Below are 14,308 nucleotides of genomic sequence, written 5' to 3'. Positions count from 1 at the left end.
CATTTTTATATTTATAAAGATAATTAGAAATATAGACTTGAATTTTTTTAGATACACGAATTGTTAGCAAATACTAGCAACTTCAGTGCCAGACGGGAACAATAATTTACGAGGTATTGTAATAATCTCAAGAGCCATCTGGGCTGAATGGAGAAGTATTGGAGTTAACTCTAAAGCGTGTGTTAATAATAATATAAAGCTTGTTAGGATTGCAAAGCTTCCCCAAAAGAAACTTTTTGAAGTGTTACGGAAATCTTTTATTAAGGAAAAGAAAGAAAAAGATGCTGTAACAACAAGAATTAAAAATTTATACTTATCAGCCATTAAACCCCTCCTAAAGAACAATAACTTATATTATAGCGTATTTTTCTGTATTATTATAAAGAGATTTTAAAATGAATGATAAAAAGTAGAGGCTGCAACTTAAAGGAATGACGGATTACCTTGAGCGTAGAGGCTGGTGGTATGAAGTTAAGTAAAAATTTTATTTTAGTGAAACAGAAAAATCACTCGGCCTCAAAAAGAGGATACTTTTATTGAGTAATCCTCTTTTTTTTAATAAAGGAAATTTAATTGGTTATAATGGAAAGCGCACTGAAAACTAATAAAACGGCCATAATGATGTTAAATGATTTAGTATGCTTCAACAAAAGTTTTTGAAACATGGAACCGAATAATGTCCAACTAAATGTGCTCATTAATCCAACTACACCTAGAAATAATGAAAAAAGTAGATAACTTGAATATGAATTGTAGTAAGGAAGAATAAAGGTTGATACTACAGTTAGTCCGAATAGTATTCCTTTAGGATTAACAAATTGAAGAAAAATCCCGACTGTAAATAAGTTTTTATTATGTTTTTCATCTGGATCTGCACTAGTTTTACTAGTGAGTATTTTAAAGGCTAAATATAGCATGTATGCTACACCTAAAATTTTTAAAGGGAATTCAATTATAGGTAGGATATTAATTAGTACAATATTAAAGAAGCTACATAATGAAGTGAGGATGAAAAAACCGAAAGCTACTCCAAAGCAAAATTGCATACTCTTTTTTAAACCATGTTGATTGGCGTATGTCATAGCTAAGAAATTGTTAGGACCGGGTGTGAAGCTACTTATAATAACAAATAACAAAAAAGAGAATATAGGCATTTCAAAACCCCCTAATTATTTGGTGTATGTTATAATGACCGAAAATAACAATATAACGTGTGCTTTTTATTATACATAACGGTCGTTATATTGTATATAGTTTAGGAGTGTTTCTTATGGAAGAAATTCAACTTATTCTGGCAAAAAATTTAAAAACAATACGAGAGAAAGAAAAATTAAGTTTAGAAAAAGTTGCCCAATTAACAGGTGTGAGTAAAACAATGATTGGACAAATTGAACGTGGAGAGTCAAGTCCAACATTAACAACGATATGGAAAATAGCTAATGGGTTGAAAGTGTCTTTTACTTCTTTAATTAATAATCCCCAACTGGATACGAAAGTCGTTTTACGAAGTGATGTTCAAGCATTATTAGAAGACAATGGGAGATATAAAGTGTATCCATCTTTTCCTTTTCAAGATAATAGGAACTTTGAAATCTATACAGTTGAAATTGAAACTGAAGGAAAATTAAGTTCGGAAGGTCATAAAGAAGGAACCGAAGAATTTATAACGGTGTTTGAAGGGGAATTGACAATTGAAATAAATGATTGTCAATATAAATTAAATAGTGGGGATTCAATTCGCTTTAAGGCGGATAGACCACACTCTTATCATAATTTCGGAAGAACGCTAACTAGGTTAAGTATAACCATATATTATCCTAATATATAAATTTACTATTACACGAAGAATATAAAGAAAAGTGCGTTGATAAACCATCTATAAAAGATGGTTTTATTTTTGAAATTCATAAAAAAGGACACTCGTTTGAGTGTCAACATAGTATTGCTCTCGCGTATAGGATTGGAGTTTGTTTCTCATATACGTATTGAGATGGTTCGCATTTGAGAAACTACCTTCACCTTTAATGTAACATTGGCAGAGAGCAGTGTAAATTGATAATGTATATACGGAAAATTTAGTATAGATACTTTGTACTATGAATATAGTACAAAGTATTTCTTATTGCATAATCACTTACGTGAAGTTATTAAAATATAAACTAAAGGAATGACCTAGTAGTTACTATTTTAGCATTTAAGAATGATTATTATAAAAAGAATGAATCATTTTTTAATCGATTCGTATAATTGTTAAAGAGGCACCTGTTGAACCACCTCCAACTAAATTAACTATGGATAATACGCCGAATAGTTGAAGTGAAATTGTATTACCAGCAGTTAAATTAATTATTAAATTATTATTATAATTTGAAGTTGATAATGCGGGAGAAAAAATAGATCCGGAAAGTGGAGTCGAAGAGTTTAATAGTAGCCTTGTACCAGCAAGTAGTGCAGTTGTTGTATTAACTTGATAGGTTAAATAATATCTCCCAGTAACAGGAATTGTAAATATATCATTTGAAGCATTCACTGTAAAATTACCGAGACTTTGGTTATTAGAAAGTGGAATATTAGTTCCGCCTAATATAACTGAAATGGGACCACCTGACGTATTATTAGCGAACATGGAGTTTGTTGTAATATTAGGCCCGGTGATGCCTGTAGGCCCGGTGATGCCTGTAGGCCCGGTGATGCCTGTAGGACCAGTGATGCCTGTAGGACCAGTGATGCCTGTGGGACCAGTGATGCCTGTGGGACCAGTGATACCTGTGGGACCAGTGATGCCTGTGGAACCAGTGATACCTGTAGGACCTGTAAGTCTGTATGGAAGAATAATTTCAAGAGCCAGTGATAATAGATTTTTTTTTTGTTTTTTCATTCTTATCTTGAATATAAATCACCTCATCTTTTAATTAGAACGTAACCAATTTAGTATTTTGAAATAGAGCTATCATTTTATAATATGAATACTACTAGTTATAGAAACGGTAAAAAGTTTACTTTATGTAAAATCATTTGAGTATGAAAAAGTAGTTATGGAATTTTTCTAAAATGATAGAGGTTTTATTTTGTTAATTAGTAAACAAAATGTGGAATGAGGTAGTAAATTGAACAGTAATGAAAAATTATCTTTGAATAAAGGGATGGTAAGACCAGAGAATATTGGACCTACTTTTCCGGTTCTTCCGCCAATTTATATTCCAACAGGAGCAACAGGAGCAACAGGAGCAACAGGAGCAACAGGAGCAACAGGAGCAACAGGAGCAACAGGAGCAACAGGAGTAACGGGAGTAACAGGAGCAACAGGAGCAACAGGAGTAACAGGAGTAACAGGGACAACGGGAGCAACAGGAGCAACAGGAGTAACGGGAGTAACAGGAGCAACAGGAGTAACAGGAGCAACAGGAGCAACAGGAGCAACAGGAGTAACAGGAGTAACAGGAGTAACAGGGACAACGGGAGTAACAGGAGCAACAGGAGTAACAGGAGCAACAGGAGCAACAGGAGCAACAGGAGTAACAGGAGTAACAGGAGTAACAGGGACAACGGGAGCAACAGGAGCAACAGGAGTAACGGGAGTAACAGGAGTAACAGGGACAACGGGAGCAACGGGAGTAACAGGAGTAACAGGGACAACGGGAGCAACAGGAGCAACAGGAGTAACGGGAGTAACAGGAGCAACAGGAGTAACAGGAGTAACAGGGACAACGGGAGCAACAGGAGCAACAGGAGTAACGGGAGTAACAGGAGCAACAGGAGCAACGGGAGTAACAGGAGTAACAGGGACAACGGGAGCAACAGGAGCAACAGGAGTAACGGGAGTAACAGGAGCAACAGGAGTAACAGGGACAACAGGGACAACAGGAGCAACAGGAGTAACAGGAGTAACAGGGGCAACAGGAATAACAGGAGCAACAGGTCCAACTGGCGTTATTGGCCCCATAACAACAACTAATTTATTATTTTACACTTTTTCAGATGGAGAAAAACTTACATATACAGATTCAGATGGGCTAGCTCAATATGGTACAACTCACATATTATCTCCTGATGAGGTTTCGTACATTAATTTGTTTATTAATGGAATACTTCAACCACAGCCATTATATCAGGTTAGTACTGGCCAGCTAACTTTATTAGATAATCAACCACCACCACAAGGTTCTTCAATTATTTTACAATTTATCATTATTAATTAAAAAAGACAGATTCTTAAATAAGAAGGATCTGTCTTTTTGCTCTACATTAAAATAGTTAAAACTAAGTGACGATAAATTCGATTGTAATTGGAATTCCACCGTCTAATGCATCTCCGCCAGGAATTGTAATAGCACCAGTAGGTCCAGTAGTAACACTGGAGTTCACACTAGGTTGAAGAATGCCGTTTACATATAAGTTGTAATACGTAAAAGTCGGAAAAGCAGTTGCAGTAGTGCCAACATCGTTTAAACAAGCTGTAGCAGCAATTGCAAAAGCTGCACCAGTTCCGGTTCCAGCTCCTAATGTAGATGTAAATCTTCTGGATGCCATAAATGGTTGAATAATTGGCAATTAATTCTCACTCCCTATATTGTTTTTTTGGAACGAAGTATACAATAACTTGTCCACTATATTGTATGAGAGTTTTTGATAATAGAAACGGCTTTATGATAATAGAGGGAACACAATTTTAATAAACATATTATTGTTACTTGTTGGTTATATGGTAATGTTTAGTTTTTATATTCAGATTAAAATGTGCTTTTAAACCTAAGAGATAAACGTGGAAAAATAAAATAAACTTTTAAGTTTAGGTGTTTAATCTAAGCAGTCAATTATTAAAAACATATAATTAATATGTGAGTCATGAACATAATTAAATAACGTTTTAAAGTTTAATTATTATTCATGTTTCCTATTTTAAGTGAATGAAATCTATGCACAATTTTATAGTTCTTATAATAGGAAAATACTCAAATAAAAGAAAGGTAAGGAGGAAATAAATGAAACATAATGATTGTTTTGGTCATAACAACTGCAATAATCCGATTGTTTTCACACCAGATTGTTGTAACAATCCACAAACAGTTCCAATTACTAGCGAACAATTAGGAAGATTAATAACTTTACTAAACTCTTTAATTGCGGCTATTGCAGCGTTTTTTGCAAATCCAAGTGATGCAAACAGATTAGCTTTACTCAATTTGTTTACTCAGCTATTGAACTTGCTAAATGAATTAGCACCTTCTCCAGAAGGAAATTTCTTAAAACAATTAATTCAAAGTATTATTAACTTACTTCAATCACCTAATCCAAATCTAAGTCAATTACTTTCTTTATTACAACAATTCTTCAGTGCTCTTGCACCATTCTTCTTCTCTTTAATTCTTGATCCTGCAAGCTTACAACTTCTATTAAACTTATTAGTTCAACTAATTGGTGCTACTCCAGGAGGAGGAGCAACAGGTCCAACAGGTCCAACAGGTCCAACAGGTCCAGGAGGAGGAGCAACGGGTCCAACGGGTCCAGGAGGAGGAGCAACAGGTCCAACAGGAGCGACAGGTCCAACAGGTCCAACAGGTGCGACGGGTCCAGCAGGTACTGGTGGTGCAACAGGTTTAACAGGAGCAACAGGCCCAACGGGAGCAACAGGTCTAGCAGGAGCAACAGGCCCGACAGGAGCAACAGGTTTAACAGGAGCAACAGGCCCGACAGGAGCAACAGGTCTAGCAGGAGCAACAGGCCCGACAGGAGCAACAGGCCTAACGGGAGCAACTGGAGCAACAGGAGCAACAGGTGGCGGAGCTATTATTCCATTCGCTTCGGGTACAACACCAGCTGCGTTAGTTAACGCGTTAATAGCTAATACAGGAACTCTCCTTGGGTTTGGTTTTAGTCAGCCTGGTATAGCTTTAACGGGTGGAACAAGTATCACGTTAGCGTTAGGTGTAGGTGATTATGCATTTGTAGCACCACGCGCAGGTGTTATTACGTCATTAGCAGGTTTCTTTAGTGCAACAGCTGCATTATCTCCATTATCACCTGTTCAAGTGCAGATACAAATATTAACTGCACCAGCTGCAAGTAATACGTTTACAGTACAAGGCGCACCTCTATTATTAACACCAGCATTTGCTGCAATAGCAATTGGTTCTACAGCATCAGGGATCATACCTGAAGCTATTCCAGTAGCAGCTGGGGATAAAGTATTATTATATGTTTCCTTAACAGCAGCAAGTCCAATAGCTGCAGTAGCTGGATTTGTAAGTGCAGGTATTAATATCGTCTAGTTTGCTGTAATGTCTGTTAGAAATTTGAACTGGCATTTGTATATAGCCCTTCCTAATTGTATTAGGAAGGGCTATATTTTATGGAAAGATAGGCGATAAATCAATTGAGAAAGTACTCTTTGTTAAAAAATCAAAATTTATGATTTATAATCTATTGTTTATGGAATAAGTTATAGGATATGAAAAATTATCTATAAATAAAAAAGATGAATTCTATTTCTAATAGAATTCATCTTTTAAATAAAAGGGAAGTACATTATTTATCGTGAGCGTTGCAATGTTATTGTTCAAATTAATAATAAACTATTTGTTTTTATTACAGTTACATCCTTTTTTCTTTACATAGCCTTGCTCGGCTAAGTCTCTTTGGAATGTCAACACTAGACTGGACAATTTTTATAAGGTCTGTTTCTTATATTCCACTGGCGTTAAATAGCCTAGTGTTCCGTGAATTCGAATGTTGTTAAACCAATGAACATAATCATCAAGTTCAAGAGCGAGCTGTTCAAGAGAAGCGAAGTGTGCTCCGTTTGCGAATTCTGTTTTAAACACTTTGAACATCGCTTCGGCCACAGCGTTATCGTAGGGGCAGCCCTTCATACTTAATGATCGTTGAATTCTGAATGTTTCTAAAGCCTCTGAAATCAGTTTATTATCAAACTCTTTTCCTCGGTCTGTATGAAACATCTTGATGTTATGTAAATTTCCTTTAATACTCGCTAATGCTTTATACACAAGGTCTGCTGTCTTATTTGGACCAGCACTGTAACCTATAATTTCTCGGTTGAAAAGGTCCACAAATAAGCATACATAGTGCCATTTTTTTTCAACACGGACGTATGTTAAATCACTGACAACTACAGCTAATTGCTCTTCTTGTTTAAACTGACGTTGTAACTCATTTTTGATTGGTGCTTCATTACAGGTTTGTTTATACGGCTTGTATTGTGACACCGTATAATTTGATACAAGTCCTAATTGTTTCATAATTCGACCGATTCGACGTCTAGAAACGACCATCTTCTGTTTCTTTAATTCTACTTTGAGTTTACGAGTACCATAGTTACTACGGCTTTCTTTAAAGAGTCGTTCTATTTCGTTGGAAAGCTCAACGTCTTCTTTTTCATGTGCGTCTTGTTCACGCGGCTTGGCGTGATAGTAGTAGGTACTTTTGGCGATGTTAAGGACGTTACACATTGCTGATACTGAATATTTGTGAGTGTTATTTCGGATCACATCTATTTTCGTCCCATGATCAGCGCTGCTTGCTTTAAAATGTCATTCTCCATCATTAAACGTTGATTTTCTTTACGTAATCTGATTAACTCATTTTCTTCTTCTGTCCGATTTTCTTTAGCAGTAAATGTCCCAGTTTCTTGATGATTCTTAATCCAGCGATCCAACGCAGAAGGCGTTATTTCATATTCTCGACAGATATCTGCACGGGACTTTCCATTTCCATATAGCTTTACTAATTGAAGTTTAAATTCTGGTGTAAAAGTTCGACGTTGACGTGACATAGTAGCACGCTCCCTTAGGTTAGTATGTTAAGTCTACTAGCCCTTATAGTATCTGTCCAACTTAGTGTAGCCGATTCACTTTGTGATTGGGAATTGGAAGATTGAGAATTTGAAGACTGAGAGGATGCTGATGAACTACTATTTTTATTATGAGAGTAGTTTTTTCGATAGTTATAATTACTCATAGTACTATCACCTCCAATTAAATATATAACTATTATATGTAGCTATTCTATTAATTGTTACGATAATAAATAGGAATGGGTATACAATAAAAAAATCTCCTACGTATTTTCCGAGGAGATAAATAATTGTCCTTTCATAATATAAATTAATATCCCCAGTAAAGAGGAAAATAATACGAATCTTGGTAATATAAATTTTGTTGTGGATTAGGAGGCTGAGTTGTTGGGTTTATCGTTCCACGGTTTTTATTACAATTTACTGGGGGACCAATTACTGTAGTGGATTGAATAGGGGATACCGCTTGTTTCCATTGTTGCTCATCGAGACAGTAAGTATGGGCCATTATATTAGCGGGAGTTAATCTTAAAATATCAGAACCAAAAATAACTTCTGGTGTTGGGGCATCGAAAATTGCTAATAAATGAGTATTATCTGCTGTAGCAATTTCATAATGCCACCACGCTTGTGGAATGTTGGCAACTTGCCCTGGTTTTATCGGTAAGTTTAATAGTTGATTCGTAAATGGATTAAGTAAAGAAACAACCGCAGATCCTGAAATACAGTAAACAAGTTCAGCTGCATTTTGATGAATATGTGGTTCTACAACATTTCCTGTACTTAAATAGATATCTAATAAAGAAGTATTTTCTAACGTATTTAATTGATTCTCGCCAAGTACGTTTATATAATTTTGGGCATCTTTCTGAAAAAAATTACTTTTATTTAAATCATAAGTGAAATTAATTGAGGGGGAAGTGTAGTCGATATTAGAACTCAATTGTATTACCTGCCTTTCTATTAGTAAGTAAGGTTATAAAATTAGGATATGTGTCTAGTGTTTGTTATGTGCGGTTGTTGGTATCATAATAAATTTGCCTATGCCATAAAGAATATGGGTTGTATTTCGTATTTTGAATAACAGACCAATCCTTTTTCATAGAGGTATTGGTCTGTTATTCAAGATAGTTTTTGCTGAATAATTAATTGTGCTTTAGCGGTATTGGCGTAATTTAGCCACTCTAATGCCAAGTTTTGTTTTAAACCAAAATGGATTTCTATGATGTCAAAATGAGATACCTTTGTTTTAAGTGGAACAGGTATACCGTTGACTTTTGCATTTTTCATGTTATGTGCAATTTTTGGAAATGCAGAGAAAGTAAAATCAATAATTGTAGCACCATCTGGTAAATAAATAGGTTGTAAATCTGAAGTATAAGCCGTTATGGTATTTTCAAATAGTTCGTACGATACTAGATTGTGGAACACAATTGGATCTGTAGTTAATAAATTGTTATGCACAATTGTATCATTCATTATTTTATAAGATATGGATTGGACATTTGCAGTTCTATTATTTAATAAAGAAAAAATGCCGTTATCTTTTAATGTTTTTGCTAATTGTGTTTGAATGATAATTGTTTGTTCAGTATTATTCATATTGACTTTAGTTTTTAAATTGTTATTAAAATAGCTATTTTCAAGTGCTATATTGTCTTCGAAATAGTTTATAGTTGGATTGTATAATTGATGTATCATTCCAAGAATTTTATAGCAATCTAGTAGACTTGTAGTTGTAATACAAATTTGTGAAACCTCTGATACGTTTTGTATTTCTTGTAATTGTGAGTAAGCAGTATAAATCGGAGGGAACTCATAGCTTATTTCAAATGAAAGGTTAGTATCACAAAAAGAATGAATTCCTTTGCTTAAATCGGTTATATTTTTTTGAAGATGTGGAACATATCCCGTTAAGAATTTAAGTACCTTGCTATATCTTTCTTTATGTAAATATTGAAAAGCAAGATTTTCTAATTCATACTGGATTGTATATAATCCAAGTCGCTTTGCAAGTGGCGCAAAAAGTGTTAATGTTTCATTCGCATATGCTACTTGTTTCGCGGGTTTTTTAACATTCAAAGTTTTTATATTATGAAGGCGATCTATAACTTTAATAATGCCAACACGTATATCATGTTGAGAGGATAATAGTAATTTTTTAAAATTAATTGCTTCGTATAATACTTTGTTTTGATCTTGTTGTTTTTTCCCTTTTGTTAATCCATTTACAATATATCGAATAGTCGCACCAAAATGTGATTCGATTTCTTCTAGAGAATATTCGGTATCTTCTACAACATCGTGTAATAAAGCAGCAATCAATGTTGTAATGTCAGCTTTATAATTTAGCAGTATTTCTGTAATTGCGAAAGGATGAATAATATATGGTTCTCCAGTTTGACGGTATTGTCCATCATGTGCTTGCTCTGCAAAATATATAGCTTTTTTCAAGAGTTTTAATTCATTAGATTGTAGATAATTTGCCTTTTGTAATAATACCTCGCTCATATAAATCCGTCCCTTAAAATTATTTTTAATAGTAATTCTATATAATAGAATAAATACCCTTTGAAATTATATTAATTATGTAAAAAATAAAGGTGTTGAGATGAAACTATATTCGTATATCCATTCATACTTTGGATTGATGGAAAAAAGTAAAGAACGTGTTAATTTAATATTACATCAATCATTAATAAGGGGTGAAGGTTCATGTCATTTAGTGAAATGATTAGAAATGAAGTGCTTGGCTGGGCAGGTGTCTCTGAAAAACCGCATCGATTTGGCGGCATTGAAATAAATTATGGCAAGAAAGAACTTGGTCATCTGCATGGAGATAAGTTAGTTGATTTACCATTTCCAAAGTTAAAGCGGGATGAATTAGTAAAACAAGGATTGGTCAAACCACATCACGTATTACCTGAATCAGGATGGATAAGTTATTATATAAAGAGTGAAGAGGATATACCATTTGCAATTGAGTTATTTCGTATGCAATATGACCGATTAAAAAAATAATGAAATAAAATAGATGAGTAAAAATATATTTTCATGTCACATCCCTCCTTAATCGTTCGTCTTGTATGTAGAACGATAAGGAGGGATTTTATTATGAAGAAATTTGATGTAGCCATTGTTGGTGGTGGGCTTGCTGGATTAACAGCGTCTATATATTTAGCGAAAGCTGGAAGAAAAGTGATTGTTTTAGAAAAGTCCAATCGCTTTGGTGGTCGAGGGATGACTATTAATAAAAATGGGATCTGTATGAATCTTGGTGCACACGCCTTATATAGAGGAGGAGCCGCATTTTTAACTTTTAATGAGCTCGGTATGAATCTACCGGGTGGAATTCCATCTACAAAAGCACATGGAATATGGAAAGGGGATATTTTCACCATACCAACAGATTTCCGCTCAATTTTATCAACACCACTACTTTCGTGGTCTGCAAAAGTACAATTCTCACGTCTTATGATTCGTTTAGGGAATTTAGATGTAAGAAAAGTTCAAAAAGTGAGCCTAACTACATGGGCAGAAAATGAAATAAAAGATCCAATGGTTCGAAATATATTTTATGCGCTATGCCGAACAACAACATATACGTTTGCTCCTACAATACAATTAGCATCATCTGTACTAAAGCAAATACAGCTTTCGATAAAAGATGGGGTATTTTATGTAGATGGTGGCTGGGAGACGATAATAACAAAATTAAGAGACATTGCGAATCATGCCGGGGTGCAATTTTTGGATAAAAAGCATGTTTTGGAAATAGAGCATTACGAAGATAAACAAAGAATATATTGTTTTGATGATGAGGTATTTGAAGTAGGTACAGTCATTGTGACGACTCCACCGAAAGAAGCTTGTAACATAATTAAAGGTGTGGAAGGAACAAGTTTGCATAGATGGAGTAAACAATCGGTACCGGTTACTGTTGCTGCATTAGATATTGGTTTGAGACGATTACCTAATCCGACACATCAATTTGCATTAGGGTTAGATCAGCCTATATTTTTCACGAATCAATCAAGAGCAGCTAAATTAAGTGATGATGGATCAATTGCAGTGAGTTTAATTAAGTACCATAATCCTGTACTAGAGATGAAACATACTCATGAAGATAAAGAACAGTTAGAAAGTACAATGGATTTGCTACATCCAAATTGGAAAAGAGAAGTTGTTGCACAACAATATTTACCGAAAATAACAGTAGTACATGATTTTCCTCATATTAACCGTATTGAAGATCCTGGTCCTAATATACCTGAAATGCCAGGTGTTTATGTAGCAGGAGATTGGGTAGGGCATGATGAAATATTAGCTGATGCTGCAGTGGCAAGCGGAAAACGTGCAGCGTTACACATTTTAAAGCATTCCGAAAGTGAGGTGGTTCATCATGGAAACGGAGCAGTTATATGAAGCATATCAACCATTATTGTTTTCATTAGCATACAGAATTCTTGGGAGTGTTATGGATGCTGAGGATATCGTTCATGACGTTTTTATCTCGTTAAATAAAATAGAGGACGTTCAATCTATAGAAAATATGAAAGCATATTTATGTAAAATGGTAACAAATCGATCAATTGATAAATTACGTTCAGCAGCACATAAACGGAACGTATATGTCGGAATGTGGTTACCAGAACCATTTGTGGAAGAGACTGATGACCCATCAGAGTCATTTGTAATGAAAGAATCAATTTCTACGGCATATTTATTACTTTTACAACAATTGTCTGAAGTAGAGAGGGTTGTTTTCATATTAAGAGAAGTTTTCGATTATGAGTACGAAGAAATCGCTTCGATTGTTGATAGGAGTAGTGCGAATTGCCGGAAAATCTTTCAACGTGCACGAAAAAGTATTTTAGATAAGCCGAAGCAGTCAAAGTTAAGTACGAAACAAATGGCTGCTTATGTGGAAAAGTTTGTATCATCATTACAATGTGGAGATGCGCAAGGCATGTTAGAAGTATTAAAAACAGATGCGATATTGAAAGCTGATGGTGGTGGCAAAGTTACAACTGCAATTCATCCAATCTATTCTGCAGATAGAATTATTCGTTTATTCTCTGGAATTAGAAGTAAGTTCCCATCAGCGTACAATGTTGATTATAAGATAGTAAATGGTGCCCCAGGTGTTATTGTTAAAGTGAAAAACAAAGTGACTTATGTACTTTCATTCACATTTGAGAATGAGAAAATCTCAAATATTTATATGATGGTTAATCCTGAAAAACTTATGCACTTAAATAGAATAGTATAAAAAAGACGCATTTCTTTAGAAGTGCGTCTTTTTATTATTTCTCTAACATTTCAAGAGGTACGTCTTTTTCGCCAGCTACCTCAAATTTAATTTCCCCGTCTTCTTCATAAATACGTGAAATAATCGGTATAGTAATCATTAATTTTTTATGCTGCTTTCGCTTTCGAGCGGCATCTAAGCTAATCACGTTCATTGTAAGCATCCTTTCTTCTAATAAATATATAAACAAAAGAAAATGCGTCCGGAAAGGGCGCTTAATTGAATTTGAAATACCGATTCATTTAAATGAGGTTTATATGATTTAACAACTGCAATTGAAATAAAAATAGTATGAATGGAATAATTGCACGTAGAAATTAACTTTACCAAAAAACGAAACAATATGCTATAAAAAATTGCAAATCTTTATCATATAACGAGAAAAAGGTTTTCGTTTCGCATATAATGAAAGTAGACGGGCAACGAGAGCTTTCTCATCATATTGCTTTGGAAAGGCGATGAAAAGAATGGATACGTTAGATTCATTATTACTTCAACTTGAACAATATGGAGAAGAGCATGATCGAAATAAAAAAACACGGGAAGAAAAACTACGGAATATTTCTCGTGAGATGGGGCAGTTTTTATCAATTTTAGTAAAAGGGTGTAGCGCAATAAATATTTTAGAAATTGGAACTTCTAATGGTTATTCTACATTGTGGTTAGCTAATGCGGTAGAAGAAACAAATGGAAATGTAACAACTGTGGAGCTTTCTTCAGAACGAGTTGGAGAGGCACTTGTCAATTTTGAAAAGGCAAACTTGTTGCAAAGGATTGATGTTCATAATCAAGAAGCAGGGGCATTTTTAGATGCGCAACTAGATCATTCATTTGATTTTATTTTCCTAGATTCAGAGCGTACGCAATACATGTGGTGGCTTGAGCATATAAAACGCATTTTACAACCAAAAGGTTTTCTAGTTGTTGATAATGCAACCTCTCATGCAAGTGAATTAGCCGAGTTTAGAAAAATGATTGAAGAAGATGAAATGTTTGAAACGGTGTTATTGGCATTCCAAAATGGAGCGTTTGTAGCGCGCAAGAAGAAATAGGACTGAGCGTAATATAATTATCACATTGTAAAAGGTGTATGTCAAAATATTGAGTACAGAAGGATAGGAAGAACATAATTTATATAACATACGAAGAATCGGCCTTCAGCATGTGGTTCTCTAGGTCTTAAGTCT

General features: G+C 34.6%; 15 protein-coding genes and 1 pseudogene. 8 read left to right on the top strand and 8 right to left on the bottom strand.

The window, feature by feature from the left end:
- Positions 1–63: 63 nt before the first annotated feature.
- Positions 64–324 (bottom strand): hypothetical protein, encoded by a 261-nt coding sequence (locus QCI73_RS15250; protein WP_262726152.1) that lies wholly within the window; start codon positions 322–324, stop codon positions 64–66.
- A gap of 92 nt (positions 325–416) precedes the next feature.
- Here QCI73_RS15250 and QCI73_RS15245 point away from each other — a divergent pair, with 92 nt between their 5' ends.
- Positions 417–479, top strand: coding sequence for an N-acetylmuramoyl-L-alanine amidase C-terminal domain-containing protein (locus QCI73_RS15245; protein ID WP_353824113.1), 63 nt, complete (start codon positions 417–419; stop codon positions 477–479).
- Positions 480–569: 90 nt separating this feature from the next.
- Here the strand turns inward: QCI73_RS15245 and QCI73_RS15240 are convergent, their stop codons facing one another.
- The gene (locus QCI73_RS15240) at positions 570–1,154 is read right to left on the bottom strand and encodes a LysE family transporter (protein WP_262726153.1); all 585 of its coding nucleotides are present in this window, start codon (positions 1,152–1,154) and stop codon (positions 570–572) included.
- A 59-nt stretch (positions 1,155–1,213) separates the two neighbouring features.
- Between QCI73_RS15240 and QCI73_RS15235 the strand changes: the two genes are divergently transcribed.
- A complete protein-coding gene (locus tag QCI73_RS15235; RefSeq protein ID WP_353823266.1) occupies positions 1,214–1,828 on the top strand; it encodes a helix-turn-helix domain-containing protein in 615 nt (204 codons plus the stop codon).
- Positions 1,829–2,230: 402 nt separating this feature from the next.
- Here QCI73_RS15235 and QCI73_RS15230 read toward each other — a convergent pair.
- Positions 2,231–2,900: pseudogene (locus tag QCI73_RS15230) on the bottom strand (BclA C-terminal domain-containing protein).
- A 207-nt stretch (positions 2,901–3,107) separates the two neighbouring features.
- On the opposite strand from QCI73_RS15230, the gene QCI73_RS15225 reads away from it, so the two are divergent.
- On the top strand, positions 3,108–4,199 hold the full coding sequence (locus tag QCI73_RS15225; RefSeq protein WP_353823265.1) for a DUF4183 domain-containing protein: 1,092 nt from the start codon (positions 3,108–3,110) through the stop codon (positions 4,197–4,199).
- A 61-nt stretch (positions 4,200–4,260) separates the two neighbouring features.
- Here the strand turns inward: QCI73_RS15225 and QCI73_RS15220 are convergent, their stop codons facing one another.
- Complete coding sequence (locus QCI73_RS15220; RefSeq protein ID WP_118414492.1) at positions 4,261–4,551, bottom strand: DUF4183 domain-containing protein; 291 nt, start codon at positions 4,549–4,551, stop codon at positions 4,261–4,263.
- A gap of 431 nt (positions 4,552–4,982) precedes the next feature.
- Between QCI73_RS15220 and QCI73_RS15215 the strand changes: the two genes are divergently transcribed.
- Positions 4,983–6,269: an exosporium glycoprotein BclB-related protein gene (locus QCI73_RS15215; protein WP_353823264.1), complete on the top strand. Its 1,287-nt coding sequence runs from the start codon at positions 4,983–4,985 to the stop codon at positions 6,267–6,269.
- 396 nt (positions 6,270–6,665) lie between these two features.
- Here the strand turns inward: QCI73_RS15215 and QCI73_RS15210 are convergent.
- From QCI73_RS15210 to QCI73_RS15200, 3 genes are all read right to left on the bottom strand, one after another.
- Positions 6,666–7,789 (bottom strand): IS3 family transposase gene (locus QCI73_RS15210; protein WP_085964333.1). Its coding sequence is split into 2 segments (ribosomal slippage): positions 6,666–7,543 and positions 7,543–7,789, totalling 1,125 coding nucleotides; the frame shifts between segments, so codons are not numbered across the junction.
- 331 nt (positions 7,790–8,120) lie between these two features.
- Complete coding sequence (locus tag QCI73_RS15205) at positions 8,121–8,753, bottom strand: cupin domain-containing protein (protein WP_070806009.1); 633 nt, start codon at positions 8,751–8,753, stop codon at positions 8,121–8,123.
- 179 nt (positions 8,754–8,932) lie between these two features.
- Positions 8,933–10,321, bottom strand: a complete 1,389-nt coding sequence (locus tag QCI73_RS15200; protein WP_353823263.1) for an HD domain-containing protein — start codon at positions 10,319–10,321, stop codon at positions 8,933–8,935.
- 204 nt (positions 10,322–10,525) lie between these two features.
- Here QCI73_RS15200 and QCI73_RS15195 point away from each other — a divergent pair, with 204 nt between their 5' ends.
- The 3 genes from QCI73_RS15195 (at position 10,526) to QCI73_RS15185 (ending at position 13,082) form a co-directional block, all read left to right on the top strand.
- A complete protein-coding gene (locus QCI73_RS15195; protein WP_070806010.1) occupies positions 10,526–10,831 on the top strand; it encodes a luciferase domain-containing protein in 306 nt (101 codons plus the stop codon).
- Between the two features lie 93 nt (positions 10,832–10,924).
- Positions 10,925–12,235 carry a phytoene desaturase family protein gene (locus QCI73_RS15190; protein WP_353823262.1) on the top strand — a complete coding sequence of 437 codons (1,311 nt, stop codon included), beginning with the start codon at positions 10,925–10,927 and terminating at the stop codon, positions 12,233–12,235.
- The gene (locus QCI73_RS15185; RefSeq protein ID WP_070806012.1) at positions 12,213–13,082 is read left to right on the top strand and encodes a sigma-70 family RNA polymerase sigma factor; all 870 of its coding nucleotides are present in this window, start codon (positions 12,213–12,215) and stop codon (positions 13,080–13,082) included. The genes QCI73_RS15190 and QCI73_RS15185 overlap by 23 nt, the downstream gene beginning before the upstream one ends.
- A 34-nt stretch (positions 13,083–13,116) precedes the next feature.
- Here the strand turns inward: QCI73_RS15185 and QCI73_RS15180 are convergent, their stop codons facing one another.
- Entirely contained in the window at positions 13,117–13,275 is a 159-nt protein-coding gene (locus tag QCI73_RS15180; RefSeq protein WP_001100983.1) for a hypothetical protein, read from the bottom strand.
- Between the two features lie 304 nt (positions 13,276–13,579).
- Between QCI73_RS15180 and QCI73_RS15175 the strand changes: the two genes are divergently transcribed.
- A complete protein-coding gene (locus QCI73_RS15175; RefSeq protein ID WP_041184107.1) occupies positions 13,580–14,173 on the top strand; it encodes an O-methyltransferase in 594 nt (197 codons plus the stop codon).
- The last annotated feature ends 135 nt before the right edge of the window (positions 14,174–14,308 follow it).

The organism is Bacillus cereus group sp. MG16, from assembly GCF_040459875.1.
GTDB classification, from domain to species: domain Bacteria; phylum Bacillota; class Bacilli; order Bacillales; family Bacillaceae_G; genus Bacillus_A; species Bacillus_A paranthracis.
Note: the sequence above shows the minus strand (reverse complement) of the source record. Positions and strands in the feature narration are given on the sequence as shown.